The organism is Pseudoalteromonas sp. ABE4_541, from assembly GCF_056312285.1.
Genome location: NZ_JBSVEM010000002.1, coordinates 1 through 25,250, shown reverse-complemented (window position 1 = coordinate 25,250; position 25,250 = coordinate 1). Strand labels below are relative to the sequence as shown.

At 43.2% G+C, this 25,250-nt stretch carries 26 protein-coding genes and 5 tRNA genes; 8 read left to right on the top strand and 23 right to left on the bottom strand.

Annotated features, from left to right (window positions below):
* Positions 1 to 19: 19 nt before the first annotated feature.
* From ACW689_RS02775 to leuS, 9 genes are read right to left on the bottom strand one after another with little or no spacing between them, the layout of a single operon-like run.
* The gene (locus tag ACW689_RS02775; RefSeq protein WP_476288369.1) at positions 20 to 787 is read right to left on the bottom strand and encodes a septal ring lytic transglycosylase RlpA family protein; all 768 of its coding nucleotides are present in this window, start codon (positions 785 to 787) and stop codon (positions 20 to 22) included.
* Entirely contained in the window at positions 787 to 1,893 is a 1,107-nt protein-coding gene (gene rodA, locus ACW689_RS02770; RefSeq protein ID WP_476288367.1) for a rod shape-determining protein RodA, read from the bottom strand. Before rodA ends, ACW689_RS02775 begins: the two co-directional genes overlap by 1 nt.
* Positions 1,890 to 3,758 (bottom strand): penicillin-binding protein 2, encoded by a 1,869-nt coding sequence (mrdA, locus tag ACW689_RS02765; protein ID WP_476288365.1) that lies wholly within the window; start codon positions 3,756 to 3,758, stop codon positions 1,890 to 1,892. The genes rodA and mrdA overlap by 4 nt, the downstream gene beginning before the upstream one ends.
* 10 nt (positions 3,759 to 3,768) lie before the next feature.
* The gene (gene rlmH, locus ACW689_RS02760; protein ID WP_476288363.1) at positions 3,769 to 4,239 is read right to left on the bottom strand and encodes a 23S rRNA (pseudouridine(1915)-N(3))-methyltransferase RlmH; all 471 of its coding nucleotides are present in this window, start codon (positions 4,237 to 4,239) and stop codon (positions 3,769 to 3,771) included.
* A gap of 3 nt (positions 4,240 to 4,242) precedes the next feature.
* The gene (gene rsfS / locus ACW689_RS02755; RefSeq protein ID WP_476288361.1) at positions 4,243 to 4,560 is read right to left on the bottom strand and encodes a ribosome silencing factor; all 318 of its coding nucleotides are present in this window, start codon (positions 4,558 to 4,560) and stop codon (positions 4,243 to 4,245) included.
* Between the two features lie 55 nt (positions 4,561 to 4,615).
* Entirely contained in the window at positions 4,616 to 5,245 is a 630-nt protein-coding gene (nadD, locus tag ACW689_RS02750) for a nicotinate-nucleotide adenylyltransferase (RefSeq protein WP_476288359.1), read from the bottom strand.
* Between the two features lie 3 nt (positions 5,246 to 5,248).
* The gene (gene holA, locus ACW689_RS02745) at positions 5,249 to 6,289 is read right to left on the bottom strand and encodes a DNA polymerase III subunit delta (protein ID WP_476288357.1); all 1,041 of its coding nucleotides are present in this window, start codon (positions 6,287 to 6,289) and stop codon (positions 5,249 to 5,251) included.
* Positions 6,289 to 6,786: an LPS-assembly lipoprotein LptE gene (locus ACW689_RS02740; protein ID WP_476288355.1), complete on the bottom strand. Its 498-nt coding sequence runs from the start codon at positions 6,784 to 6,786 to the stop codon at positions 6,289 to 6,291. The genes holA and ACW689_RS02740 overlap by 1 nt, the downstream gene beginning before the upstream one ends.
* Before the next feature lies 1 nt (position 6,787).
* On the bottom strand, positions 6,788 to 9,376 hold the full coding sequence (gene leuS / locus ACW689_RS02735) for a leucine--tRNA ligase (RefSeq protein ID WP_476288353.1): 2,589 nt from the start codon (positions 9,374 to 9,376) through the stop codon (positions 6,788 to 6,790).
* A 174-nt stretch (positions 9,377 to 9,550) separates the two neighbouring features.
* Between leuS and ACW689_RS02730 the strand changes: the two genes are divergently transcribed.
* From ACW689_RS02730 to ACW689_RS02720, 3 genes are read left to right on the top strand one after another with little or no spacing between them, the layout of a single operon-like run.
* On the top strand, positions 9,551 to 10,009 hold the full coding sequence (locus ACW689_RS02730; protein ID WP_476288351.1) for a zinc ribbon-containing protein: 459 nt from the start codon (positions 9,551 to 9,553) through the stop codon (positions 10,007 to 10,009).
* 45 nt (positions 10,010 to 10,054) lie between these two features.
* Positions 10,055 to 12,478 (top strand): Lon protease family protein, encoded by a 2,424-nt coding sequence (locus ACW689_RS02725; RefSeq protein ID WP_476288349.1) that lies wholly within the window; start codon positions 10,055 to 10,057, stop codon positions 12,476 to 12,478.
* Positions 12,478 to 12,960, top strand: a complete 483-nt coding sequence (locus ACW689_RS02720) for an FKBP-type peptidyl-prolyl cis-trans isomerase (RefSeq protein ID WP_476288347.1) — start codon at positions 12,478 to 12,480, stop codon at positions 12,958 to 12,960. Before ACW689_RS02725 ends, ACW689_RS02720 begins: the two co-directional genes overlap by 1 nt.
* A 51-nt stretch (positions 12,961 to 13,011) precedes the next feature.
* Here the strand turns inward: ACW689_RS02720 and ACW689_RS02715 are convergent, their stop codons facing one another.
* A complete protein-coding gene (locus ACW689_RS02715) occupies positions 13,012 to 13,188 on the bottom strand; it encodes a hypothetical protein (RefSeq protein ID WP_476288345.1) in 177 nt (58 codons plus the stop codon).
* Positions 13,189 to 13,842: 654 nt separating this feature from the next.
* Here ACW689_RS02715 and ACW689_RS02710 point away from each other — a divergent pair.
* Together ACW689_RS02710 and ACW689_RS02705 are read left to right on the top strand one after the other, a co-directional pair.
* Positions 13,843 to 14,379, top strand: coding sequence for a hypothetical protein (locus ACW689_RS02710; protein WP_476288343.1), 537 nt, complete (start codon positions 13,843 to 13,845; stop codon positions 14,377 to 14,379).
* A gap of 54 nt (positions 14,380 to 14,433) precedes the next feature.
* A complete protein-coding gene (locus ACW689_RS02705; RefSeq protein ID WP_476288341.1) occupies positions 14,434 to 15,180 on the top strand; it encodes an SDR family oxidoreductase in 747 nt (248 codons plus the stop codon).
* Positions 15,181 to 15,191: 11 nt separating this feature from the next.
* Here the strand turns inward: ACW689_RS02705 and ACW689_RS02700 are convergent, their stop codons facing one another.
* Positions 15,192 to 15,458: a hypothetical protein gene (locus tag ACW689_RS02700; protein ID WP_476288339.1), complete on the bottom strand. Its 267-nt coding sequence runs from the start codon at positions 15,456 to 15,458 to the stop codon at positions 15,192 to 15,194.
* A gap of 373 nt (positions 15,459 to 15,831) precedes the next feature.
* Here ACW689_RS02700 and ACW689_RS02695 point away from each other — a divergent pair, with 373 nt between their 5' ends.
* Positions 15,832 to 16,185 carry a hypothetical protein gene (locus ACW689_RS02695; RefSeq protein WP_476288337.1) on the top strand — a complete coding sequence of 118 codons (354 nt, stop codon included), beginning with the start codon at positions 15,832 to 15,834 and terminating at the stop codon, positions 16,183 to 16,185.
* 9 nt (positions 16,186 to 16,194) lie between these two features.
* Positions 16,195 to 16,476 carry a helix-turn-helix transcriptional regulator gene (locus ACW689_RS02690; RefSeq protein ID WP_476288335.1) on the top strand — a complete coding sequence of 94 codons (282 nt, stop codon included), beginning with the start codon at positions 16,195 to 16,197 and terminating at the stop codon, positions 16,474 to 16,476.
* Between the two features lie 11 nt (positions 16,477 to 16,487).
* Here the strand turns inward: ACW689_RS02690 and ACW689_RS02685 are convergent, their stop codons facing one another.
* From ACW689_RS02685 to miaB, 7 genes are all read right to left on the bottom strand, one after another.
* Entirely contained in the window at positions 16,488 to 17,015 is a 528-nt protein-coding gene (locus ACW689_RS02685) for a GNAT family N-acetyltransferase (protein WP_476288333.1), read from the bottom strand.
* The gene (locus ACW689_RS02680) at positions 17,012 to 17,257 is read right to left on the bottom strand and encodes a helix-turn-helix domain-containing protein (protein WP_476288331.1); all 246 of its coding nucleotides are present in this window, start codon (positions 17,255 to 17,257) and stop codon (positions 17,012 to 17,014) included. Before ACW689_RS02680 ends, ACW689_RS02685 begins: the two co-directional genes overlap by 4 nt.
* Positions 17,258 to 17,545: 288 nt before the next feature.
* The gene (lnt, locus tag ACW689_RS02675; RefSeq protein ID WP_476288329.1) at positions 17,546 to 19,123 is read right to left on the bottom strand and encodes an apolipoprotein N-acyltransferase; all 1,578 of its coding nucleotides are present in this window, start codon (positions 19,121 to 19,123) and stop codon (positions 17,546 to 17,548) included.
* Positions 19,101 to 19,979, bottom strand: coding sequence for a CNNM family magnesium/cobalt transport protein CorC (gene corC / locus ACW689_RS02670; RefSeq protein WP_476288327.1), 879 nt, complete (start codon positions 19,977 to 19,979; stop codon positions 19,101 to 19,103). The genes lnt and corC overlap by 23 nt, the downstream gene beginning before the upstream one ends.
* 58 nt (positions 19,980 to 20,037) lie before the next feature.
* Positions 20,038 to 20,496 carry an rRNA maturation RNase YbeY gene (gene ybeY / locus ACW689_RS02665; RefSeq protein ID WP_476288325.1) on the bottom strand — a complete coding sequence of 153 codons (459 nt, stop codon included), beginning with the start codon at positions 20,494 to 20,496 and terminating at the stop codon, positions 20,038 to 20,040.
* A complete protein-coding gene (locus ACW689_RS02660; RefSeq protein WP_476288323.1) occupies positions 20,496 to 21,542 on the bottom strand; it encodes a PhoH family protein in 1,047 nt (348 codons plus the stop codon). The genes ybeY and ACW689_RS02660 overlap by 1 nt, the downstream gene beginning before the upstream one ends.
* 52 nt (positions 21,543 to 21,594) lie before the next feature.
* Positions 21,595 to 23,028: a tRNA (N6-isopentenyl adenosine(37)-C2)-methylthiotransferase MiaB gene (gene miaB, locus ACW689_RS02655; RefSeq protein ID WP_476288321.1), complete on the bottom strand. Its 1,434-nt coding sequence runs from the start codon at positions 23,026 to 23,028 to the stop codon at positions 21,595 to 21,597.
* A 208-nt stretch (positions 23,029 to 23,236) separates the two neighbouring features.
* On the opposite strand from miaB, the gene ACW689_RS02650 reads away from it, so the two are divergent.
* A complete protein-coding gene (locus ACW689_RS02650; RefSeq protein WP_476288598.1) occupies positions 23,237 to 24,427 on the top strand; it encodes an FAD-dependent oxidoreductase in 1,191 nt (396 codons plus the stop codon).
* Positions 24,428 to 24,555: 128 nt separating this feature from the next.
* Here the strand turns inward: ACW689_RS02650 and ACW689_RS02645 are convergent.
* The 5 genes from ACW689_RS02645 to ACW689_RS02625 form a co-directional block, all read right to left on the bottom strand.
* Positions 24,556 to 24,640: transfer RNA gene (locus ACW689_RS02645), tRNA-Leu, on the bottom strand.
* Positions 24,641 to 24,721: 81 nt separating this feature from the next.
* A tRNA-Gln gene (locus ACW689_RS02640) sits at positions 24,722 to 24,796 on the bottom strand.
* A 41-nt stretch (positions 24,797 to 24,837) separates the two neighbouring features.
* Positions 24,838 to 24,922, bottom strand: a tRNA-Leu gene (locus ACW689_RS02635).
* Positions 24,923 to 25,053: 131 nt separating this feature from the next.
* Positions 25,054 to 25,128, bottom strand: a tRNA-Gln gene (locus tag ACW689_RS02630).
* A 34-nt stretch (positions 25,129 to 25,162) separates the two neighbouring features.
* Positions 25,163 to 25,247 (bottom strand) — tRNA-Leu (locus tag ACW689_RS02625).
* Positions 25,248 to 25,250 lie beyond the last annotated feature (3 nt).

Sequence of the window (25,250 nt, the reverse complement as noted above, 5' to 3'; positions counted from 1 at the left end):
TCAGCGTCACCGCAATATTCTAAAGTTGTTGTTCACTATAAAGCAAGAAGGCTTGGGTAAATTCACCTTTTCGCAAACGATTCAGCATGGTCTGGGCATGATAATCATTTTGCATTGGCCCCAGACGCAGCTTGTATAACCCATTTTCATGACTGATAACATGCTCAATTGCTAGTTGCTCTTTGAGAGTACTTGCCATTAATTTGATTTTGTCTAATTGGCTACCAGCCGCAACCTGAATATAAGTTAGCCTAGGCGCTTGCCTATCTATTGTAATGGCTTCAACCTTAACTTTGGCTGTACCGTTTAGGTGGTAGCCTAATTTGTAAGCTGCCGCGTAAGAGAGATCAATTAGCCTATCTTCATGAAAGGGACCACGGTCATTCACTCTCACTATCGCGCTTTTACCATTATCAAGATTGGTAACACGTACAAAGCTGGGCAAAGGCAAAGTCTTATGGGCTGCGGTCATATCAAACATATTAAATACTTCGCCATTCGAAGTATGGTAACCATGAAACTTTCGACCATACCAAGAAGCGGTACCTTGCGCTTGATAACCATGCTCATCAGACATTGGCGTATAGTGCTTGCCCAGAACCGTATAGGGGCGGCTAGCACTGGCACTTTTTGGCTCATCCGTAATGACAGCGTCTTGCATTTCAAGCTCTGTAGGAGCACGCAGAGGTGCTTTGTCATGCTTAATGTGGTAACGACTGCTACAGCCGCTCATTAAAGCAAAGAGCAAAATACATAATAAGTAGATGGGTTGTTTTACATACACCATTACTTTAATAACATCCTCTTATCTGTTGCAATAGACATAATAATACCAAATCCAGCCATCAGTGTGACCATTGAGGTGCCGCCATAGCTGATCAGTGGTAAAGGTACGCCAACAACGGGTAATAAACCTGATACCATACCAATATTAACAAACACATAGACAAAGAATGTGAGTGTCAATGCGCCTGCCAATAGTTTACTAAATGCTTCTTGTGCTTTAACGGCAATATATAAGCCTCGACCAATAATAAATAAATACACGCATAGCAGTAAAACAACACCAAAGAGGCCAAACTCCTCACTCAATACAGAGAAAATGAAGTCGGTGTGACGCTCAGGTAAAAACTCCAGCTGCGATTGTGTACCGTGCAACCAGCCTTTACCTTCCACACCACCTGAGCCGATGGCTATTTTAGATTGAATAATATGATAACCAGAGCCGAGAGGATCGCTCTGTGGGTTTAAAAATGTAAGCACACGTTGCTTTTGATACGCATGCATACCGTAATGCCAAAATGCGAACCCAGCGGGTCCAGCTAACAAAGCAAGCATGGTGATGAGTTTCCAACTTAGGCCCGATAAAAACAGCACGAAAATACCAGAGCTGGCAATCAAAATCGCGGTGCCTAAGTCTGGTTGCTCTTTAATTAAAATAGTGGGGACCATGACGATGGCAAAGCCTAAAAGCAAGTTCCATATTGATGGGGGAAGCCGATTTTGACCAATATACCAAGCAACCATCATGGGGACAGCTATTTTCATCACTTCGGAGGGTTGAAATCGCGTAATGCCTAAATCTAGCCAACGTTGTGCGCCTTTACTGCTGACCCCAACAAGTAGCACTGCCACGAGCATACTTAAGCCAACAAGGTACATGGGGATCACAATGCGCTTTAGGGTGTTAGGTGATAATTGGGCCATGACCAGCATCGCTATAATGGCACCAGCCATACGCGTACCATGGCGGATCATCATATTGATATCTTGACCACTGGCACTGTAAACAACAGTGAGGCTACCAATCATCATCAACATTAACGCAGCCAATAAAGGCAAGTCTAAATGTACTTTTTGCCATATTGTTCTTTTTTGATGTAGCGGCGTCATGGTGTGTTTGACTCCAGTGGATAGGCTGAAAAGTAATAGTCCATCATCTGTCTGGCGATAGGTGCTGCAATGGCACCGCCGCCTGCTTTTTGGTTTTCAACAACAATAGCTAATACAATCTTTGGATCATTGAATGGCGCAAAGCCAGTATAAACAGCATTATCCCTATGACGTTCTTTTAGCTTTTTGGCATCGTATTTTTCTCCCTGAGCAATACTCACCACTTGCGCCGTCCCCGTTTTACCCGCCGGGTCATAGGTTGCACCAATAAAGGCTTTTTGTGCCGTTCCCCTTAATACCGTGTTATGCATCGCATCCAATGCAATTTGCCAGTGCTTTGGGTTATTGAGTTGTATAGGGGGCTTTTCTTCGGTAAAAAGCTGGGTCACGGTTTGTTCTTGTCTGGCAACCTGTACTAAATGTGGCTGTCGATAAATGCCACGATTGACCAAAATTGCCAATGAATTGGCGATTTGTATGGGGGTTGCGGTCCAGTAACCTTGTCCGATGCCAACAGAGATGGTGTCACCGGGCCACCAGTTTTCTTTAAAACGCGCCCGTTTCCAATCTACGGTTGGTAAAATGGCAGTGGTCTCCTCATGAATATCGATACCTGACAAATCGCCAAAACCAAATTGATCCATAAAGTCACTGATTTTACTGATACCGAGCTTGTAGGCGATATTGTAGAAATAGGTATCGCATGATTCTTCAATCGCTTGATATACATCAACATGGCCATGCCCCCATGGGCGCCAGTCTCGCCACTTGTGATCAACATTGGGAATTTGGAAAAAGCCTGGGTCCCAGATTGTTGACTCCTCCGTAACGAGTTCTTCCTCTAGGCCCAAAATCGCCATCAGCGGTTTAATCGTAGATGCAGGAGGGTAGCGACCTTGTGTCACTCGGTTTATTAATGGGCGATCTTGATTAAGTAATTTTTTGTACTCGCCAGAACTTATGCCGTGCACAAACATATTAGGGTCATAGCTTGGGTTTGAATAGAGTGCGAGTATGCCCCCATCTTGGGGATCGATGGCGATAACGGCACCACGCGTATCTTTTAATGCATGCTGTGCGATTTGCTGTAAACCGATATCGAGCGTTAACACTAGATCTTGGCCTGGTTCCGGTTGTTCAACGCTGAGGGTTCTAAGTATTCTGCCACGGTTATTAATTTCTACGCGCTGTGAACCCACTTTACCGTGCAGTTGTTGTTCGTAATATTTTTCAATTCCCAGTTTGCCGATGTCGTGAGTCGCGCGGTAATTGGTCGCTAACTCTGCGGCTTCCAACTCAGCCAGTTCTTTTTTATTCAGTTTAGCCACATAACCGAGTGCGTGGGTTAGCGTATCACCATAAGGGTAGTAGCGAGATAAACGTGCCTCAACACTGAAACCTGGAAATTTATGCTGGTTAACAGAGAAAACAGCGACTTCGGTTTCGTTTAAACCCGCTTTGAGCACCTGACTTTTAAAACGCCGGTTATTGCGAATATCCTCTAAAAACTCTGTTTTTTCCTGTTCGGAGATATCTATCAGTTTGCTGAGCTTCTGCAGATCTTCCTCTAGGTTTTTTACCTCTTCTGGCACAACTTCAAGGTTATAAACCGGTCGGTTTTCGGCAAGTAAAACGCCATTTCTATCATAAATAAGTCCCCGGTTAGGTGCGATAGGGATCACTTTGATGCGGTTGTCATTTGAGCGAGTTTTATAAGCGTCGTAATCGACTATTTGCAGGTTATAAATATTGAAAAGCAATACACCAATCAGTGAGACCACAAAAATAAAGCCAACAAAGGCACGACGTGCAAAGAGGTTTGCTTCTGCAGAGTGGTCCCGGATCGTTGGCCTTTTTTTTATCATTGTTAACTAATCATTCTCGGTGATAAGGGTGATTATTATTCAAACTCCATCCACGATAGAGGCTTTCTGCAACAATGATGCGCACTAATGGGTGAGGTAAAGTCAAATTAGACAACGACCACTTCTGCTCAGATGCCGCAATACACTCGGGCGCTAACCCTTCTGGGCCACCTATCAGTAGGCTCACATCACGTCCATCGAGTTGCCATTTTTGCATATTGTTCGCAAGCTCGTGCGTATCCCATGCTTTACCCGTTACTTCTAATGTAACAATGCGATTGCCTTTGGGTATCGCAGCGAGGGTCTTTTCGCCCTCAACTTGTAAAATACGTTTTATGTCAGCGTTTTTTCCCCGCTTGCCAGCAGGGATCTCAACTAATTCCAACGCCATATCTTTTGGAAAGCGGCGTTGGTATTCTTTGAAACCAGTTTCAACCCAAGCGGGCATTTTCGTTCCGACAGCAACAAGTTGGATCTTCAAGGGTTAACCCCAAAGCTTTTCTAGGTCATATAGACTACGTGTTTGATCTTGCATTACATGTACAACCACATCACCTAAGTCTACTAATACCCATTCACCCACATCTTGTCCTTCTTGGCCTAGTGGCTCTTCGCCTGCGTGTCGAGCTTCCTTTGCAACATGATCTGCAATAGACTGAACATGACGTTTTGAGTTACCAGAACAAATAACTAAGTAGTCAGTGACAGAAGATAAGTCTCTAACATCCAGCTTTACTACATCGCGGGCTTTCATATCGTCAACTTTGTCCAGTGCAAAGTCTAAAAGTTGTTCAGAATTCAAATTTGTTTCTCTTCACTAAATAAAATAATCGGCGATTCTAACACAGTGGATTGGCTTATTCAGCATACAAGCGATGTTCATTAATGTAGTTTAGGACCTTGTTATCGAGTAAATGTTCCGTATTTTCTCTATTTTTTAATTGTTTACGAATATCACTGGATGCGGCATTGAACAGAGTACCGTTTAGAAAATAACATAAACCAGCTGACTGTTGATGCAGTGCCAATTTATCGTGAGTGAGTGATGTTGCTAGGTATGCTTGAAGCTTTGGACAATGCGCCTGTTGCTCTCCTGGTCTTTGGTAGACCACAATATGGCAAAGTTGTGTAATTTTTTGCCACTCAAACCAACTGGGTAAACTATTAAAAGAGTCCATACCCATTAAAAATAATATCGCAGTATCAGGATTGGCTGCTCGGCATTCTTGCAAACTGAGTAACGAGTAGGACGGTCCGGTCCGCACTAACTCACGGTGGTCAATTTGAAATTTATGATTTGCTTCAATTGCCAGTGAAAGCATCGCAAGTCTGTGCTCGTCGGTGACACCAGGTTGTGCTTTGTGGACAGGTATTGCGCAAGGAAGAAAATACAAGTTGTCTAATTGGAGTTCTTCAATGCATTGATTTGCCATATTAATATGGCCAAGATGAACAGGATCAAATGTGCCACCAAATAGGGTGATCATAATTTAATGACTCGAGTGTTGATACGGTAAATCGAAAGGCACATGCTGGCAAAAGGCCAATGCAATATGCGCCAACGCTTGATAGGGCGCAACCATCGTTGCTTTTTTGTATGCACTGTCAAACTCAGCCAATAAGCCAATAATGTGTTCAATATGTTTGATTGTGAGCCTGTCCAACGCCTGTGTTGTGGCACCTTGCTGATTTTTCCAAACACCATGTTGTTTGAACAGTTGTGACAAGGTATTACCTTGTTGCATACCTTGTTTCAGCGCAAGTAGTGTTTGTGCTTCTTTGCTTAGTGTCCATACGATACTGGTGGATTCCACATTGTCATCCGCTAATTTAAGCATCACCTTGATGATTTTTTTCGCGTTACCCATGAGTAATGCGTCGTTTAAATCAAAAATGTCAAACTTAGACTGATTTAGTAAACCGCTAAGCACTTTGCTTTGATCAATTGCTTCAAACTTATAAAGTAGTGATAGCTTTTCAAGCTCTTGATGCGTAGCAAGCAGATTGCCTTCTGTCGCAGCTAACAGGCTACGCTTGGCATCTTGGTCGATATTCAGCTTCAGTGCAGCACATTGTTCATCAAACCAGCGTTGCAAGTGGTTGCCTGTAAGCGGGTAGCAAGGAATAAAAACGCCTTGTGCGTCGAGCGCTTTAAACCAAGCTGCGCGCTGAATATCTTGTCCTGCTTTTTGCCCTTTTATGATGAGTACTACATCGGGGTTGGTTTGCTCAGTCAGCGACTTTAGGACTTGGCTACCTTGTGTGCCCGGTTTTTGTTGATTGAGATCGAGTTCAATCAGCGTTCGTGCACTGAATAACGACATGCTGTTGTACTGTGCCACCAGTTCTTGCCAGTCAAACCCCGGTAGCAAGGTGAACTTAATAATTTCATCAAAGCCTTGGCGCTTTGCAGTGGATTTGATATCTACCACACAGTTAGCTTCTTGATATGGCTCTTCACCGAACACCAAATAAAAAGGTGCAAGTGACTGCTTTAGATGGGCTTTGAGTTGATTAGCGTAGCAGCGCATTACAGTTGCGATAGCTCTCGAATGATACGTTTACTGGCTAATTGGCGTAATTCACCGAGCAGCATTTCAAGTTCTTTGCTTTTCGCAAGCGCGTTATCAGGGTCATCTTGATAGTTGCGATACAACTCAAAGCTTTGTTCCACTGGCTCTTGACCTTGTTTTGTGACCCGGTATGACACGCTGTAAGTCAGCTGATATTGTGCGACTTGGCCATTTCTAAATAAACTGAGCGTTTGTCTTTCGAGTGAATCTCGATACAAGTGTAATTGCACGACCTTGCTTGATGTCTTCGGCTCTACCAAAGTGACCTTAGCGTTTTTAAGGTCGTTTTCTAACAACTCATACAGTGCAGCTCGGTCATCATCGGCACTGAGCACTAGGGTGCGTAAATCTTCAGATAAGTAAGAGGCTTTCTTGAGATGAAAGCCACAGCTCGATAACAAAACACAGACTAGCGCAAGCGCTAATCCGTGTTTGATAAAAGCAGTCAAGCGCATCTTAGTTTGCTACCACGTTAAGTAGCTTGCCAGGCACGTAGATCACTTTACGAATGGTTTTATCGTCAGTGAACTTTGTGACATTCTCATCAGCAAACGCCAATGCTTCAACTTGCTCTTGGCTTGCATCTGCAGCAACGGTTAGCTTAGCACGAAGCTTACCGTTAACTTGCACAATGATGAGCTTTTCGTCTTCAACTAACGCAGCCTCATCAACGACAGGCCATGCAGCATCAAGAATATCACTCTCGTTGCCTAACTGAGCCCATAATTCATGGCACATATGCGGCGTGATTGGCGCGAGCATAATAACGATTGCGTTAAGTGCTTCATTGGCTAGGGCAATATCTTGCTCATCGTTCATTGGCGCTTTGGCTAATTTGTTTGATAGCTCCATGATTGCTGCGATTGCGGTATTGAACGTTTGACGGCGAGATAAATCGTCCGTTACTTTCGCAATTGTTTTGTGAATTTCACGGCGCAGTGCTTTTTGGTTGCTATTAAGCGCAGACACATTTAGTTCTGCTTTGCCAGCAGCGTTCACATCTACTGCATATTTCCAAACACGTTTTAGGAAGCGGTGCGCGCCCTCTACGCCTGAGTCTGACCACTCAAGTGTTTGCTCAGGTGGAGCAGTGAACATCATGAATAAACGAACTGTATCGGCACCGTACTGCTTGATTACTGTTTGTGGATCGATACCGTTGTTCTTAGACTTAGACATTTTACTCATGCCCGAAGAGAACACAGGTTGCCCGTCTTCTTTGTGCCACGCTTTAGTAACACGGCCTTTGTCATCCGTTTCAGTTTGGACGTCTGTTGGAGCGATCCAGATATCGCCGCCTTTTTCGTCTTTACGATAGAAAGTATCGGCTAACACCATGCCTTGACAGAGTAGGCGCTCAAATGGTTCATCCGAGTTTACTAAGCCAAAATCACGCAGTAATTTATGGAAGAAACGTGAGTACAACAAGTGTAGGATTGCGTGCTCGATACCACCAATATATTGGTTTACAGGTAGCCAGTAGTTTGCAGCGCCCGGCTCTAACATGCCTTCATCGTAGCGTGGGCTACAATAGCGAGCATAATACCAAGACGATTCCATAAAGGTATCAAAGGTATCTGTTTCGTGGAAAGCAGGCTGGCCATTCACGGTGGTTTTTGCCCACTCAGGGTCAGCTTTGATTGGTGAAGTAACACCGTTCATTACCACGTCTTCAGGAAGACGTACTGGCAACATCTCTTCAGTCGCGGCAAGCTCTTGGCCGTTTTCATCGCTCAACATTGGGATTGGAGAGCCCCAGTAGCGTTGACGGCTAACACCCCAGTCACGCAAACGGAAGTTGACTTTACGCTTACCTGCATTTTGCGCTTCTAGTTTGTCAGCAATGGCGTTAAATGCACCTTCAAAATCAAGACCGTCGAACTCACCTGAGTTAATTAACACGCCTTTTTCTGTGAATGCTTCTTTGCTTAGATCGGCAACGAGATCAGAGCCCGCTTCTGGAGCAATCACTTGCTTGATTTCAAGGCCGTAAGTTGTTGCAAATTCAAAGTCACGTTGGTCATGACCCGGTACTGCCATAACTGCACCTGAGCCGTAATCCATTAATACAAAGTTCGCCACCCAGATTGGTACTTCTTTACCTGTTAACGGATGAATGGCAGTTAAGCCCGTTGCAATGCCTTTTTTCTCCATGGTTGCCATGTCAGCTTCCGCAACCTTAGTGTTTTTGCATTCTTCAACAAACTTAGCGATGGCGTCACTTTTCTTGGCTGCTTCTTGCGCAATAGGGTGACCTGCTGCGATACCGACATAAGTCACACCCATGAAAGTATCTGGGCGAGTGGTGTAAACCGTGAAGGTTTCACCGTTGTCAGCGCGTTTAAAGTCAATTTCTAAACCTTCAGAGCGGCCAATCCAGTTGCGTTGCATGGTTTTAACTTGCTCTGGCCAGTCGTCTAACTTGTCTAAGTCATCAAGTAGCTCTTGTGCGTAGTCAGTAATTTTAATAAACCACTGTGGAATTTCTTTTTGCTCAACGATAGCACCAGAACGCCAACCACGGCCGTCAATAACTTGCTCGTTAGCCAATACGGTTTGGTCAACTGGATCCCAGTTTACAGTAGACATTTTTTTGTAGACTAAGCCTTTTTCGTAAAGCTTAGTGAAGAACCACTGTTCCCACTTGTAGTACTCAGGGTGACATGTCGCAATTTCGCGGTCCCAGTCATAACCAAAGCCTAACTGCTTTAATTGGTTACGCATGTAGTCGATGTTTTCATAGGTCCATTTTGCCGGTGCGGTATTGTTCTTAATCGCCGCATTTTCTGCTGGTAGACCAAACGCATCCCAACCCATAGGTTGCATGACGTTTTTACCTTGTAAGCGTTGGAAGCGTGATACTACATCACCAATGGTGTAGTTACGAACGTGACCCATGTGCAGACGACCGCTTGGATATGGAAACATGGAGAGACAGTAGTACTTCTCTTTGCTCTCGTCTTCGACGACTTTAAATGTCTTGTTCTGTTCCCAATATTGTTGGACTTTTGACTCAATGTCTTGCGGGTTATATTGCTCTTGCATCTACGTTTCCAGACTTCTTGCAAATTGATAGAAAATTGCCCGATAGCATACCCGAAAAAAGCACTGATTCACAGTAGCCACAGCGCATTTTTAAACGCATATGAAAGCACCGAGCCGACGCATGCAAAGTCATAAGCTATAGTTAAGTTATTGCTCAAATAAATGGAGTGCCATATGTCTAGTTACAAAACTTGGCTTGGTCAATTTGTTGATTGGCTTAAAGATGTCAAAGAACATGAAGTGGATGATTTAGTTGAAAAGTTTATAGAGAGTCAACAAGTGCTAAAAAGCTTATCTCAGGAAAAATTGGCGACATATAAACGTTATCTTAGTCGTGATTTGGCGCACTTAAAGGAAAATTATCAGCACTATGATGATCTTGCATGGCAAGAGTTAAAAGCCAGTATGTGGTATGAACTAGCACAGCTAGAAGACAGAACTCAGCTTGAATGGCGTGCTTTATTACAAGATTTTGAACACCTTGGGACATACAAGCAGGGAGAATGGATAGCCATGGGGCAATTAGTATGTAAAAATTGTGGCAATAAAACAGATGTATTTTACGCCAGTGAGATTATACCCTGCTCAGAGTGTGGTCACGGTGAATTTGTGCGTAAGGCATTATCTCCATAAAACCTAACCGATAATGCGTTAGTGTTTAGAAATAAGAAGTTAGGAATGACCAAAAAAACATCGCCATTACCTACCGAGGCGCTTGCTCCTTCGGTTTCCATCACTCATGTTCAATCTTGCATGCACAACCCTTATCCTGAAGCGCTGCCATTTATTGGCCAACAACGGGCGCAAAGCGCGCTAGATTTTGCACTGGGGATGGAACTACCGGGTTATAACGTATTTGTTATGGGTGAAGCGGCACTTGGCCGATTTACCATGGTGAAGGACAAGCTAGAAGCACACAGTAAAACACGTCCCACGCCGAAAGAGTGGCTGTATGTTAATAACTATGACGATCACCGTGAGCCCATCGCTATGTTTATGCAAGCTGGGCAAAGTAAAGAACTGGCTGATGATATTGATGAATTTTTAGATGAAGTGGCTGACACCTTTCCGGCTGCATTTGATAACCCCGGTTACCAGCGCAAGAAAAAGTCCATTGATCGTGACTTTGACAACAAGTACAACGCCGCGTTAACTGCGGTAGAGCAATTAGCAGCGGAAAAGAGCGTGGCATTGCTTGAAGAAAATAACCTTGTTGGCTTTGCACCAGTTGTAAACGGCAAACAGTTAGATGATAACGAGTTTGCAGCATTAGATGAACATTTACAGGCGCATTTTATTAATGCCATTGAGCAACTGGAAGATGCCTTAATTGAAGCGCTTTTAGAGCTACCACGTTGGAAGCGTGAATCTTCAGAAAAGCTACGTAACCTGAAAAAGTCAACGGTGGAAATGGCCACTAAGCCATTACTCAAAACCTTAGAACATAAATATGCCAGCCATATTGGCGTTGTGCGTTATTTAAAAGATTTGCGTACTGAAATTGTCGACGCCGTACTTGAGTGGCTTGATGACGATGTGAACAGCGAAGACAGCAAAGATGATTTTGATGCAAAAGGCATGTTGAGTGACTTTTTTGCGCCTAATATTTTGGTGGAATATAAAGATGACGACCCTGCGCCAGTGGTGTATGAGCCAAATCCAACCTTTGGCAATATTTTTGGTAAGGTCGAATATGCTACATCGCAAGGTACGCTGATCACCAGTTATCGCTCAATCCAAGCGGGTGCTTTACACCGTGCAAATGGCGGTTACTTGATTATGGATGCGGAAAAAGTATTGGCGAACTCACAGGTGTGGGATGGCCTCAAGCTGTCACTTAAAACGCATCAAATTAAAAATGACTTACCATATCAAGATAACTCAGTTGGTAGCAGCTTTACGCTTAAACCTCAGCTTATCCCACTGGATGTCAAAATCATTTTATTAGGTTCGCGTGATTTGTATTACACCATTGGTGAATACGATGAGGAATTTGGTGAACTATTTAGAGTATTGGCTGATTTTGATTATTACTTACCAAGTTCAGACAAAATGCAGTACCAGTTTGTCACCAAGGTGCAAGAGTACGCGCAGCAAACGCTTAATTGTACGCTCAGTGCGGAAGCTTTCGCACGCTTACTTAAATTTAGTTATCGTCAAGCGGAGCATCACACCAAACTCTCTGCGCGATTTGCCGATGTTTTGGAGCTCGTGGCAGAAGCGAGCTTTTACGCCAAACAAGACGATGTCAGTCAAATCGAAGCGGATCATATCGACGAGGCGATTGCAGGCAAACAATACCGCACAGGGCAACTGAGCGAAAATATGCTCAGCGATATTCAAGAAGGCCATACCTTGATAGCGACCGAAGGTAAAGCAGTGGGCAAAGTAAATGGACTGACAGTATTACACATTGGTGATACGGCATTTGGTACGCCAGCGCGCATTACTGCAACGGTGTATGCCGGTGCTGATGGTGTGATTGATGTAGAGCGTGAAGCTGAGCTGGGTAAGTCCATTCACTCAAAAGGGGTGATGCTACTAACAGGTTACTTAGGTAATAAATACGCTCAGAACTTTGCACTGACTTTGAGTGCCAATATTGCTATTGAGCAAAGTTATGGTTATATCGATGGCGATAGTGCCTCCTTGGCTGAACTGTGTGGTCTCATATCCGCAATTACACAATTACCGATTAATCAGTCATTGGCGTTAACGGGGTCAATCAATCAGCATGGTGAAGTGCAAGCCATTGGTGGTGTGAATGAAAAAATCGAAGGTTTCTTTAAACTGTGCAAAATGCGTGGCTTAACAGGTGGGCAAGGGGTGATCATCCCTAACTCTAACCGTGTAAACCTAGTATTGGATGATGAAATTGTCGCTGCTGTGACTAATGGTAAATTCAATATTTACGCGGTGGAAAGTGTTGATGAAGCACTCACATTGCTTATGGATAAGCCGGCAGGAAAGCTAAAAGATGGCGAATACCCTGAAAGCAGTATCAATGCGCTTGCTTTGGAACGTTTGGCCCATATTGCTAATGTGGTTAATGGCGAAGATAAAGAAGACGAGAAAGACAACGAAAAGCAAAAAGGTGAATAATGTCGACCACAAATATCATTTTATTGGTTGTGATTTTGGTGCTAGCAGGGCTAGTTTACAAACAATCTAAATCACAAAAGCAATCCGCGCAGTTTAATCGCAAAATGGCGCAGGAATTTTTAGCACAAAACGTCACAAAAGAGGGGATCCAAACTACGGAGTCGGGTTTACAGTATGAAGTTTTGCAAAGCGGCAGTGGAGAGACACACCCAACTGCAACCAGTAAAGTCAAAGTGCATTATCATGGCACTTTAATTGATGGCAGTGTATTTGATAGTTCAGTGTTGCGTGATAGCCCAATTAGTTTTGGTTTGAATCAGGTGATCCCGGGTTGGACCGAAGGGGTACAGCTAATGAAAGAAGGGGATAAGTTTCGTTTTTTTATTAGTCCAGATTTAGGTTATGGCGATAGAGCCGCAGGTAAAATCGAACCTGGATCATTACTTATTTTTGAGGTTGAGCTTCTGGGGATAGAAATATAAAGAAGCTAACTTTCTAAGAAATATGGCCAGTGCGATTGCACTGGCTTTTTTTTAAAATGTGACAGGCACTCCATCTCTGCCGCCATCTGGCTGATCATCATGTTGGCATCGTGCACTACCAAAACATGCGCCATTGCCGCCGCCAATCAGCGGTGTTGCACCTTGGTCTAGTTTTTTATCATTGTTCACAAGACGCTTTAGCATTTTCTTTTTTAATTGTACTTTCATTATAAGTTTCCTTTTTGTAATAAATCCGTCATTAGAGTTACATTATTTGGGTGCTTATGTAAAGTGGGTGTGTAAAAATTCAACCTTAGGGGCTGTTGTGTAATTGATTTGCACGGGAGTGTGTTGATGATAAGGGTAACATATATGTTCTGCATACTGCCTGAAGCATCTAGCCTAGCTTTTGCACAATGAGAGACGTCATTCAATACTATAGTTTGTATCGTGAAAACTTAAAGTCAGTCGCTGTGGCGTTTGTATATGCGAAAATCAAGGCGCCATTAGTAAATTTCGCTAAGGTGAATTTGCTCAATACTAAGAGTTAAAGCTGAGAAAGCAGAAATACCCAACGCCGAGTTAGCCACAAGGAAGTACCAGAAAGAGAAACGAACTTTCTAAATTTTGTACAAATGAGTTGAAAAGTTGAACGTCAATAGTCAGGTAAATAAGCAGTTAAAGTTACTCTTGGATAGTTGCTCAACCGCTTTGTCAAACACGTGATCTGATGTGTTTTTAAATGGTGCAAAAATCAAGATAAATTAATTTTTAGGTAAAAAATTACCTTAAATTTTAATTGATTAGGAGAGGGAATTAACTATATCATGATTGTACCTATTTTGTTTTTTTCATGTAGTTAATATTTTGACAGGGAAATTTATGAAATCACATTTTTCTTCACTGATACCTTTTGTTGGTACTGTTTTTTGTCTTCTTTCAACACAAACTGTTGCGAATGAAAACAGCGCGTTACGTTACTCGTTGGGAACTGGTCTTCCCTATTTTTTAAACCTTGAAGTGGGTAGCTACTCAGATGAAAGCGGTCTGTATTTAAATTTGGGTCAAGGCCCTGATGCTGGTTTACACCTTGGTTGGGAGCAAGTGGTAAGTGATAACAAAAAACACTCACTTGGTCTGGTATTGGGGGCTGTCGGTGTACGTCATGATGACACAAAAATAGAGTGTGATGATGAAGACAGTGGCGCTGAACAACTCGGGTGTGTTATTGGAAAAGCGTTAGCGAGCTCACTGGATTACAGTGGCGTTTACGGTTTAGGCGCTAGCTATGGTTATTCTATCTCGGGTTTGTACAATGAGCCCGGCTGGAAGGTTCGCTTTATTGCAGGTTATGGAGAGCAAAGAGAAAGTAAACGAAATGTCGGCAGTGCGTCGATTAGTTTGCGGTATCAGTTTTAATGCTAGATGTGATATACGTACGTAGTTGAATATCAACAACATCAGAGGCTTATTTTGAATAAAGTGGTATTAATCAGTGGTGCTGGCAGAGGTATTGGTGCAGCGACGGCCATTAAGTTGGCATCACAGGGCTATAAGGTTGCTATCAATTACAAGCAAAATCATCAAGCTGCTGAGGATGTATTAGTACAAATTAAACGCCATGGTGGGGAGGGGGCATTGTTTCAAGCTGATATTAGCGATGAAAACACGGTTACTTCCCTATTTGAACAAATTCTGCATACACTTGGGCCTGTGAGTCATTTGGTCAACAATGTTGGCGTACTGCAAACACAAATGCGTGTAGAACAAATGAACGCGGAGCGTATCAACAGCATTTTAATGCAAAATGTAACTCCCTACTTTATTTGTGCTCGTGAAGCCATAAAACACTTCAGGGCTTATCATGTACCTCGGCAATGTGCCATTGTAAATGTATCATCAGCGGCATCGCGTTTAGGTGGTGCGAATGAATATGTTGACTATGCCGCCTCGAAAGGGGCGATTGACTCCTTTACCATTGGCTTATCACTGGAGCTGGCCGATAGCGGAATTCGTGTTAATTGCGTTAGACCAGGTTGCATTTATACTGACATTCATACAGATGGTGGAGAACCTGAACGTGTAGATCGATTAGCCTCGCTATTACCTATGAAGCGCGGTGGAAGCAGCGAAGAAGTCGCGAATGCCATTGCATGGTTACTTAGCAATGAAGCCAGTTATGTGACGGGGAGTTTTATCGACCTTGCTGGTGGTAAGTAGTTGTAAGGCGCTTAAGTCGGTGTTGCATTAGGGCGTTTTGATAATAATGCCCTAATTGCCTGAGCAATAAAGCTCAAGTTTTTAAAGTCAAAGTTTATGTCCTGACTATTTAGCCCATCATGTAATTGTGCATATCTAAGCAGTGCTGCACTATCTTGTTGTACTGGATACTGAGCACGTACATAAATTAACACATAGCAATTTGCTGACTCGCAGTCTAAAGCCTGCATTAGACTGTGTTCTTCTGTACTTAGTGTTGGATTAAATGAATTAGTCAAATTGGGGACGTAAAGATGTTTTATGTATATGCTGTGCTGGTTCTTTGTGTATTTACAAATATCCTTGATCCCATGGCCTTGTACGGCCGAAACATGTATTTTTTCCAACCTCGGCATCTTTGACATATCCCTTGTATTAATACTCTTTCTTCGTTCATAACATTGTGTCTATAGAGCTGTGAAAAAATCTCCCCAAAATTAAAAAGGGTAGTGAAGTGATAATGGCGGACAGCGCACATCTGATTGGTTGTAGCAGCGTTGATGTCTATATAATTAAACTTAATTTTTATGTGGGGAGATTTTTCCACACAGACCCATAGACAATGTTAACTCAAGGTAATGATTTTGAGACAAAGCTATGGATGGAATAAATATGATAAATGGGCTTACGGCTTCTGTGCAGGCTGCTAGCGGGTTTAATGATATTTTGGTGTACAGAAAGGGAGAGCAAAGCGTTTACATTAAGCATGTGTTTGCCAATAAAGTTAACCAATGTTTAAAGCCTGCTATTAGTGCACGTGATATTGATTTAATACGCCAGCTTGATGGGCTTAATTTACGTTATTACGTACTTGTACATATCAAAAATGCCAACAGCAGTCAGTTTGATGTGGCGCTCTTTTTGGATGACTATGAAGCGATACAGGGCATAGCGCAAGAAGTAGCCTTACAACGTGTAATGCCTTTGCCAATGGCCTTTCATATTATTAACTCGATTCTATTGTAGGAGTCGATCATGATAAATAATACGCAACGTAGAAAGGCGCTAGTTGATAAGTTTAAATTGGAGTTACAAACAGGCATACGCGCTTTGAGAAAAGAAAGAGGCTTAACGCAAAAACAGCTTGGGTCATTATTGGGCGTCGATCAGGCCACCATCAGCAACTTTGAAAGTGGTAAAACGGTCATTAGTATCACCCAAGCTTACGAAGTCTATTTGATGTTTGGTAAGGAACTCACCTGTGTTAGTTACGAAAAAGATTCTAGGCTAGAGTATCGTGACAGTGTATCGCATTAATAGCGAATGCACTAAGTAGTAAGCTGTTTATAGTAATAGCTCGTGCTACTAAAAGCACCTTCGCAGTCGGTCACAAAATGTGGTATTTGACCTGCTTTTTGGTAGCCGAGCGCTTGGTAAAAAAATTCCGATTTATCCCCTGTTTGGGTATCTAAAAATAACAGCGACAAGCCTTGCTTCCTTGCATGCATTTCTAAGCTGTTCATTAATTTTCGCGCTAGGCCTTGTCTTTGCATTTTTGGATGCACAATCAGTTTTTCTATTTCAGCCCTATGCTGACCATTTTGCTTTTGACAAGGCACCAATTGCACAGCAGCTAGCGCATTTTGGTTGTTTAAAATAGCAAATACACGGCGCTGTTTGGCTTGTAATTGAGTTTCAACAGTGTGCCAAAAGCTTGTCATGAGCTCATATTGAGCAGGGGCATAAAATCCTACAGAGGCACCATCGTTCACGCACAGTGCGAGCAATTCGTTAAGTGATGTTTGCAGTGATGAGATGCTCTTAAGCTCAATGACTTCGAACTTGTTTGAATTCATATAGTTTGTAGCCCTTTCAATGAGTGATCAATGGCTAAAAGGTGTTGCTCCAGTACCCGTTTGCTTTGTTTCAATCGCTTGGTTTGCTGTTTAGGTTTTGCACTGGCCAAGCGAACCGCTTGATAAACACTGCGTTTAGGTAACGCGTATTGCGCTGCGGCATCTGAAATTGAAAGTTGTTCACTCAATACTTTATGTACTGCTTCTAACATGAGTGGGTGTTGTAATGATAGTGCTCTCATTGTTTCTCTCCTACGACTTTAACAGGATGCTGAAGATCATGAATTTGCCAGATACTGATATCTAAATGCCAAAGCATGTACAGAGTTTGGTAAAAATGAAACATATCGATCACCTATGTGATATTGACTTGGTGACAAGTTATTAGGAAGAAATATGCCAGAATAAGAAAGTGCTATATTTCATATGCTTATGGTTTTTTGAATTGGCTGGTGATGTCATGTTGCACCAAGAATGCGAGCAAATCGATGAAATTGCACTAAAGCAATGCACAACTTCAGATCAATGAATTAGAGCACGTTGCGTTCAATACGCTTTAGTAAACGATGTTTAAACTGAGCCAAAGAAACAAATACCAGTAATAGCGCAATTAAAGCCCACATAGGCGTTTGTCCATACCGGTTGTAAATGCTGTAACCTTGAATGAGATTAACATCGACTTTTAAAGTATCAGCAATGAATTGCGGCAATACCTGTTGCTCTTTTGAGATAGGGTCATAAACACCAGTAATACCGTTATTGGTTGCCCTGATCAAGGGGCGTTGTAGCTCCAAAGCGCGCATACGGGCAATTTGCATGTGTTGATGTGGACCATGAGAATCGCCAAACCAGGCATCATTACTCACCGTAAATAAAATATCTGAGTGGTTAGTAAAGTTATCTCGTACCAATTCACTAAATGCTATTTCGTAACAAATGGCAGGAAGGATATGTAATCCATTGGCAATCAAATTAGACTGAATGCGCTCGCCGCGTGTGAAAGATGACATGGCTAAATTAAATAAGGGGGCGAGTGGGCGTAAAATATCTTCAAAGGGTACAAACTCGCCAATAGGTAGAAGCTGGTGCTTTTGATATCGGTTGGCGTGTAAATACTGATAATGGCCTTGTGTATCCGTACGGTTCTTTTTACCGAGCACAACTAAAGTATTGAATACCGTTTTACTATGGAGCTGGTAGTCAGGGATCCCTGTGATGAGTGCCGTATTGTTAAATGCCGCGGCTTTGTCTAAGTCATTCAAAAATGGTGCGGCAAAATCCTCTATTTCGGGTATTGCAGCTTCAGGCCAAACGACAAGGTCCACATCGTGCCAAAGTGGTCGTGTCATGTCTCGGTATTTAGACATGGTTGGCCAAAAGTGCTCAGGCTCCCAGCGTAAGCTTTGTTGAATGTTACCTTGCACGAGTAATGTTGAAATGTGCTGCCCAGTTCTCTTTGGCGTTTCAATCAGCATGTTGACTGACAATAGCGCTAAGAATGAAATGGCTAAGATTAAGGTGGGCTTGGCGCTTTTCAGCTTCGCTGTATAGTACAGGGCCGCACCTATAAAGACACACAATAATGTGAGTCCTGCTTCACCAATAATTGGAGCAAAAGTATTTAGTGGGCTATCAGTGAGTGTATAGCCAAAACTGAGCCAAGGAAAGCCAGTTAATAGCTTGCCGCGTAGCCATTCAAAAATGGCAAACCCCGTCACTAGCATAGCAGTTCGCTGCCAAGCACTATGCTGAAATTTACTGGCAAGCATAAACGCAAACATTGGGTATAGTGACAGGTAGCCACACAACAGCGTCATCAATAGTAAGGAAATAGGTAAGGGTAGGCCACCGAATTGAGCAATGGAGACATGAACCCAACTTATTCCAAGCGAAAACCAACCGAACCCAAAAATAAAACCATATTTAGCGGCTTGTTTAATTGAGGGTGTATCAGTGGCATAACAGGCCAGCGTTAAGGCAATAAAAACCAGCGGCCATATGTTAAACGGTGCATAGGCGAAGGTAAGCGCAAGGCCTGACAATAAAGCCAGCCATGCGCGTTTATCTTTGCATAATAGGACGAGTTTATTCAGCTTCGTCGTCGCCATCTTCTGATTTAGGTACAGTGACTTGGAGTTGTATAATACGACGGTTATCCGAGTTTGTTACTTTAAACTGCAACGGTTCAATGTCGATGGTTTCACCACGGCTTGGCATATGACCAAACGCATGCAGAATGATACCGCCGATGGTATCGGCCTCTTGGGTATCAAAACCTGTTTTGAAAAATTCGTTGAACTCGTCTAATGGTGTCAGTGCCTGAACTGTGTAGGTATGCTTAGACAATTGACGAATATCTTGCTGATCTTCATCATCATCATGCTCGTCTTCAATTTCACCGACAATGATCTCGAGAATATCTTCAATGGTGACTAAGCCTGATACTCCGCCGTATTCATCCACAACAATTGCCATGTGATAACGCTTTTGGCGAAACTCATTGAGTAGAGTATCAACACGTTTACTTTCCGGTACCACAATCGCTGGGCGCAAATAGTCACGCAATGCGGGTAAGTTTTCGTCTTTGTTTAAGATAAGTGGCAATAAATCTTTTGCCAGTAAGATACCTTCAACATGGTCTTTGTCTTCACAGATCACAGGAAAGCGAGAGTGCGAAGACTCTACCATAGTAGGCAGTTGTTGCTCTAACGACTCATCTACATCCAGAGTTATCATTTGTGAGCGAGGTATCATGATGTCTCGTACTTTGAGTTCTGATACGCCAAGTACGCCTTCCATCATGTCTTTGGTTTCAGGATCGATTAGCGCTCTTTCTTGCGCATCGGCAATGACCTCTACCAACTCTTCTTTGTTTTGGGGTTCCCCTTGCAGCATCTGTGTGATGCGTCCCAACCAGGTTTTGCCAGAAGAACCCTGGCTACTCTGCGAGTTATCGTCGCTCATTGTCGTGTTTTACTCCGTAAATATAAAAATCTATGTGCAGAATGCGTGATATCTGTTGTTAAATGTCATCACGATAGGGGTCACTGATCCCCAGTTCTGCTAAAAACTCTTTTTCAAGACTTTCCATTTCCATGGCGTCCTGTTCATTTATATGGTCAAAGCCAAGCAAATGCAAGCAGCCATGGATCACCATATGAGCAAAATGCTCATGAAATGACTTTTCTTGCTCGATTGATTCACGCTTAACGACCTGTGGACAAATAACTAAATCACCAACCAGAGGTAAGTTAATACCCGGTGGTGCTTCAAATGGAAATGACAGCACATTAGTGGGTTTATCTTTGCCACGGTATTGATTGTTGAGCTCTTGACTCTCTTGTTCGTCTGCAATGCGGATGGTGAGCTCTGCTTCCTCTTTGTATGGCAGCAAGGCTTTTTCTGCCCATAGAGTAAATTGCTGCTCAGAGGGTAAATCATCAAAGTTACAGGCTATTTGCAGGTCTAATTCTATGCTCATTATTCTTGCTCTTTGTTTTGTTTAGCCTGCTTATATGCTTGCTCTTTGGCGGCTTTTTCTTTGCGTTCGGCTTCTTCTTTTTTCTCGTATGCTTCCACAATACGTGCCACTACAGGGTGGCGAACAACATCGTGAGACTGGAAGAAGTTAAATGAAATTTCTTCTACATCGCCCAATACTTCAATAGCATGGCGAAGCCCAGAGCGTGCACCACGTGGCAAGTCAATCTGAGTAATATCACCGGTGATCACGGCCTTTGAGTTAAAACCGATACGAGTTAAAAACATTTTCATTTGCTCTGTGGTGGTATTTTGGCTCTCATCCAAAATAATAAACGCATCGTTTAGGGTTCGGCCACGCATGTAAGCAAGAGGAGCAACCTCAATGACGTTCTTCTCAATCAAGCGCTCGACTTTTTCAAACCCCAGCATTTCGAATAATGCATCGTAAAGCGGGCGCAAATATGGGTCGATTTTTTGGGTTAAGTCACCGGGTAAGAAACCTAGCTTTTCACCCGCTTCAACGGCTGGGCGGGTTAATAAAATACGACGAATTTCTTGGCGCTCTAGCGCATCAACCGCAGCAGCGACAGCAAGATAAGTTTTACCGGTACCCGCAGGTCCTACACCAAAGCAAATATCGTGGGTTAAGATATTAGCCACATATTGGCTTTGGTTTGGGTTACGTGGTTTTACCACGCCACGGCGAGTCTTAATATAAACTTCTTGTTCCCATACGGCTGGCGCATCTTGTTCAAGCACGTTTGCTTCGGTAATGGCCAAGTGAACATGATCAGGCTCAATTTCATTAAGCTGGCCACGAATGGGCTGAGTATCAACGTATAAAGACTTTAATATGTCCATTGCAGCTTTGGCTTGTAACGGTTGACCCGTTACCTTAAACCAGTTGTCACGATGGGCGACTTCTACCCCTAAGCGGCGCTCTATTTGTTTTATGTTTTCATCAAAAGGTCCACACAATGATGAAAGACGGTTGTTGTCGGCGGGTTCTAGGTAAAATTCAAGGTTCTTTAACTGACTACTCAAAATAGCTTCCTGTAATAATTACGCCAGCATAGGCTGGCGTCATCAATCTGATTTATGGCGTAAACGTGGTAACGCCTAACTCATCAGCTTCTGGTTCTGCTGGTGCGCGGTTTAAAATATCAGCCGGCGCAACATCCTTACGCAAGTTCATTTCTGATTCTGTACGAATAAGCTCGCCACGTAAAGAGTTTGGTAAAGCTTCAGTAATACGTACATCCACAAACTGACCGATCACTGAGTGTGGACCTTCAAAGTTTACCACTCGGTTGTTTTCGGTACGGCCTCTTAATTCCATAGGGTTCTTTTTCGATGGACCTTCAACTAGGATACGCTGCTCGGTATCGAACATCTTACGGCTAATGTCTTGTGACATTTGGTTGATACGGTTTTGTAAAATGTACAAGCGCTCTTTCTTCTCTTGCTCCGATACATCGTCTGGTAGATCCGCTGCAGGTGTGCCTGGACGCGCTGAATAGATGAAGCTAAAGCTCATATCAAAACCAATATCATTGATAAGGTTCATGGTTGCTTCAAAATCCGCTGCAGTTTCACCTGGGAAACCAATGATGAAATCAGATGACATGCTTAGATTCGGGCGAATTTTACGCAGCTTACGAATAGTTGATTTGTACTCAAGTGCGGTATGGCCGCGCTTCATCAGATTCAAAACACGGTCTGAACCGCTTTGTACGGGTAAGTGTAAGTGGTCTACCAGTTCAGGCACGTCAGCGTATGCTTCAATGATGTCTGGTGTAAATTCTACCGGATGTGATGTGGTGTAACGAATACGGTCGATACCATCAATGGCTGCAACATATCGCAGTAGATCTGAGAAGTAGCAAGTTTCACCATCATGAGTTTCACCACGGTAGGCATTTACGTTTTGACCTAGCAGGTTTACTTCACGTACGCCTTGCTCTGCTAGCTGTGCAACTTCTAGTAATACATCGTCCAGTGGGCGGCTTACTTCTTCACCACGTGTGTAAGGTACTACGCAGAAAGTACAGTATTTTGAACAACCTTCCATAATCGATACGAACGCAGAAGGGCCTTCTGCTTTAGGTTCAGGAAGACGGTCGAACTTTTCAATCTCTGGGAATGAAATATCAACCACTGCGCCTTGTTTGCTTTGTACTTGCTTGATCATCTCAGGTAGACGGTGCAGTGTTTGCGGGCCAAACACGATATCTACAAAAGGCGCGCGCTGACGAATGGTGTCTCCTTCTTGCGAAGCAACACAACCACCAACACCAATCACTAAGTCTGGGTTGTCGTCTTTTAATAGCTTCCAACGACCAAGTTGGTGAAATACTTTCTCTTGTGCCTTTTCACGAATTGAACAGGTATTGAGTAAGATAACATCAGCTTGCTCGGCTTCTTCTGTTAATTGATAGCCATTGGTGGCATCTAGTAAGTCAGCCATTTTCTGAGAGTCGTACTCATTCATCTGACAACCCCAGGTTTTAATATGCAACTTTTTACTCATTGAAATATTGCCTCGTTTTCAATTCGGATCTTTATGCACAACGTCGCGCAATTCGTAGTTCGCTATGCAACTGCAAAGCTTAAAGGACGCGTATTTTATATGACCTACGGTCACTAGCCAAGTATAGTTTTTAACTTTAAAAAGGTGGATCAAAGGTAAGCGTATTGCGCAGATTACAATCGGACAAAAGTCATGAAGTTAAGATACAATAACTAGGTTCCAAATTGATAGGGCAAACAATATGAAAAACAAGGTAGTGGTTGTTGGCGGCGGCATGGTTGGTGCAGCAGCTGCGTTGAAACTTGCCAAGCTTGGCGCACAGGTTACGGTGCTTGAGAGGCAGCTCGTAGATGCTCAAGAGGTTCTGAGCAGCGAGCAGGTTGATATCCGAGTCTCGGCGATTAATCGCTTTTCAGAAAGCTTACTCGATGAACTAGGCGCGATGTCACTGCTACGCCAATGTCGTGTCGCGCCTTACCACCAACTCGAAGCATTTGAACAAGAAAATAATACATTACTGTTTGATAGATCAGAGGTCTCACAAACGCACTTAGGGCACTTGGTTGAAAACAAACTTATTCAAGCCGGCCTTTGGGCGCAGTTTGCAGAGCATGGTATTGATGTTGAACTTGTCTCTTCAGCCCCAATTGCGCTTGAGCAAAATATTGATTCCATAACTTTGCGTTATGAAGATAAAACATACCACGCAGATTTACTCATTGCTGCTGACGGTGGTCGTTCACAAGTTCGTCAGTTAGCGGGGATTGGTTTGACGGGTTGGCAATATCAGCAAGCATGCATGGGAATTTTGATTAAATTAGATGCTCCGCAGCAATACAAAACTTGGCAGCAGTTTAAGCCATCTGGCCCTATCGCATTCTTGCCTATGCAGGCACCTTATGCGAATTTGATTTGGTATCAAAATGCCGAAGATCTTGCCAAGTTTGTAAGCTTGTCAAATGAGCAATTAAAAGAGCAAATATTGACTCATTTCTTTGAGTTGCCCGGAGATTTTAGCGTAGAGCAAAAAGCGCTATTTCCTCTTGCACGGCAGCATGCTAACCAGTACAGCCAAGGGCGCTTAGTTTTGGTGGGTGATGCAGCACACACAATTAATCCATTAGCAGGGCAGGGCGTGAATCTTGGCTTTAAAGACGTTGCCGCGTTGGCTGAGAGTTTAGAAAGCGCTGACGACTTAGGCAATACAAAGGCGTTGAAGGCTTATGAGCGCAAACGCCGTGGTGATAATTTAGCCATGATGAGCATGATGGACGCATGTTACTTTGGTTTCTCTAATGAGATACAACCACTTAAGCTCATAAGAAATAGTATTTTAAAAGTGGCAAACAATGCAGGCCCAATCAAACGTAAAGTATTGGAACATGCTTTAGGTTGGTAAGGCAAAGTTGAGCGAAAATATAACGGGCTTAGGTCCGTTTTTTATGACAATAAAAATGTTGACTAATGTGTTAAAAAAATTGAAATGATTAAATATAAAGAATATTACTAGAAGGTTTTTTGAAGTGATGGTGCGGAGGGAGAGACTTGAACTCTCACACCCGAAGATACTGGAACCTAAATCCAGCGCGTCTACCAATTCCGCCACCCCCGCATCACAGGATATGCTTTTAAGCATAATGAAGTAGTTGAAAGCTACTTTGATTCGACTTTCCATTTTTATTGGTAGGGAAAATGGCTGGAGTACCAGGATTTGAACCTGGGAATGGCGGGATCAAAACCCGCTGCCTTACCGCTTGGCGATACTCCAACAGTCGATTATTCAAATCTTTATTTCTCATCTTTAAAAGATGGTGCGGAGGGAGAGACTTGAACTCTCACACCCGAAGATACTGGAACCTAAATCCAGCGCGTCTACCAATTCCGCCACCCCCGCACAGGAGGTTGTGTTTTTTAGTGGAACCTAAATCCAGCGTTTAAATCAACATCTGGCCAATTCCGCCATCCCCACACTGAGGGATTTGAAAAATCCTAATTTTAATCTTCCACTCTTATTGGTAGAAAGAGTGGCTGGAGTACCAGGATTTGAACCTGGGAATGGCGGGATCAAAACCCGCTGCCTTACCGCTTGGCGATACTCCAACGATTTAAGTATAAATTTTACATCTTTAAGAGATGGTGCGGAGGGAGAGACTTGAACTCTCACACCCGAAGATACTGGAACCTAAATCCAGCGCGTCTACCAATTCCGCCACCCCCGCACA

What these genes read in the sequence shown, in the direction of transcription:
- ACW689_RS02740 (WP_476288355.1), bottom strand. Translation starts at nt 6,786, where the DNA reads ATGCGCTTGACTGCTTTTATCAAACACGGATTAGCGCTTGCGCTAGTC.
- ACW689_RS02685 (WP_476288333.1), bottom strand. Translation starts at nt 17,015, where the DNA reads ATGAATTCAAACAAGTTCGAAGTCATTGAGCTTAAGAGCATCTCATCA.
- ACW689_RS02690 (WP_476288335.1), top strand. Translation starts at nt 16,195, where the DNA reads ATGATAAATAATACGCAACGTAGAAAGGCGCTAGTTGATAAGTTTAAA.
- leuS (WP_476288353.1), bottom strand. Translation starts at nt 9,376, where the DNA reads ATGCAAGAGCAATATAACCCGCAAGACATTGAGTCAAAAGTCCAACAA.
- ACW689_RS02680 (WP_476288331.1), bottom strand. Translation starts at nt 17,257, where the DNA reads ATGAGAGCACTATCATTACAACACCCACTCATGTTAGAAGCAGTACAT.
- ACW689_RS02695 (WP_476288337.1), top strand. Translation starts at nt 15,832, where the DNA reads ATGATAAATGGGCTTACGGCTTCTGTGCAGGCTGCTAGCGGGTTTAAT.
- corC (WP_476288327.1), bottom strand. Translation starts at nt 19,979, where the DNA reads ATGAGCGACGATAACTCGCAGAGTAGCCAGGGTTCTTCTGGCAAAACC.
- ACW689_RS02725 (WP_476288349.1), top strand. Translation starts at nt 10,055, where the DNA reads ATGACCAAAAAAACATCGCCATTACCTACCGAGGCGCTTGCTCCTTCG.
- ybeY (WP_476288325.1), bottom strand. Translation starts at nt 20,496, where the DNA reads ATGAGCATAGAATTAGACCTGCAAATAGCCTGTAACTTTGATGATTTA.
- ACW689_RS02775 (WP_476288369.1), bottom strand. Translation starts at nt 787, where the DNA reads ATGGTGTATGTAAAACAACCCATCTACTTATTATGTATTTTGCTCTTT.
- ACW689_RS02730 (WP_476288351.1), top strand. Translation starts at nt 9,551, where the DNA reads ATGTCTAGTTACAAAACTTGGCTTGGTCAATTTGTTGATTGGCTTAAA.
- mrdA (WP_476288365.1), bottom strand. Translation starts at nt 3,758, where the DNA reads ATGATAAAAAAAAGGCCAACGATCCGGGACCACTCTGCAGAAGCAAAC.
- nadD (WP_476288359.1), bottom strand. Translation starts at nt 5,245, where the DNA reads ATGATCACCCTATTTGGTGGCACATTTGATCCTGTTCATCTTGGCCAT.
- ACW689_RS02710 (WP_476288343.1), top strand. Translation starts at nt 13,843, where the DNA reads ATGAAATCACATTTTTCTTCACTGATACCTTTTGTTGGTACTGTTTTT.
- miaB (WP_476288321.1), bottom strand. Translation starts at nt 23,028, where the DNA reads ATGAGTAAAAAGTTGCATATTAAAACCTGGGGTTGTCAGATGAATGAG.
- rodA (WP_476288367.1), bottom strand. Translation starts at nt 1,893, where the DNA reads ATGACGCCGCTACATCAAAAAAGAACAATATGGCAAAAAGTACATTTA.
- holA (WP_476288357.1), bottom strand. Translation starts at nt 6,289, where the DNA reads ATGCGCTGCTACGCTAATCAACTCAAAGCCCATCTAAAGCAGTCACTT.
- ACW689_RS02715 (WP_476288345.1), bottom strand. Translation starts at nt 13,188, where the DNA reads ATGAAAGTACAATTAAAAAAGAAAATGCTAAAGCGTCTTGTGAACAAT.
- ACW689_RS02720 (WP_476288347.1), top strand. Translation starts at nt 12,478, where the DNA reads ATGTCGACCACAAATATCATTTTATTGGTTGTGATTTTGGTGCTAGCA.
- lnt (WP_476288329.1), bottom strand. Translation starts at nt 19,123, where the DNA reads ATGGCGACGACGAAGCTGAATAAACTCGTCCTATTATGCAAAGATAAA.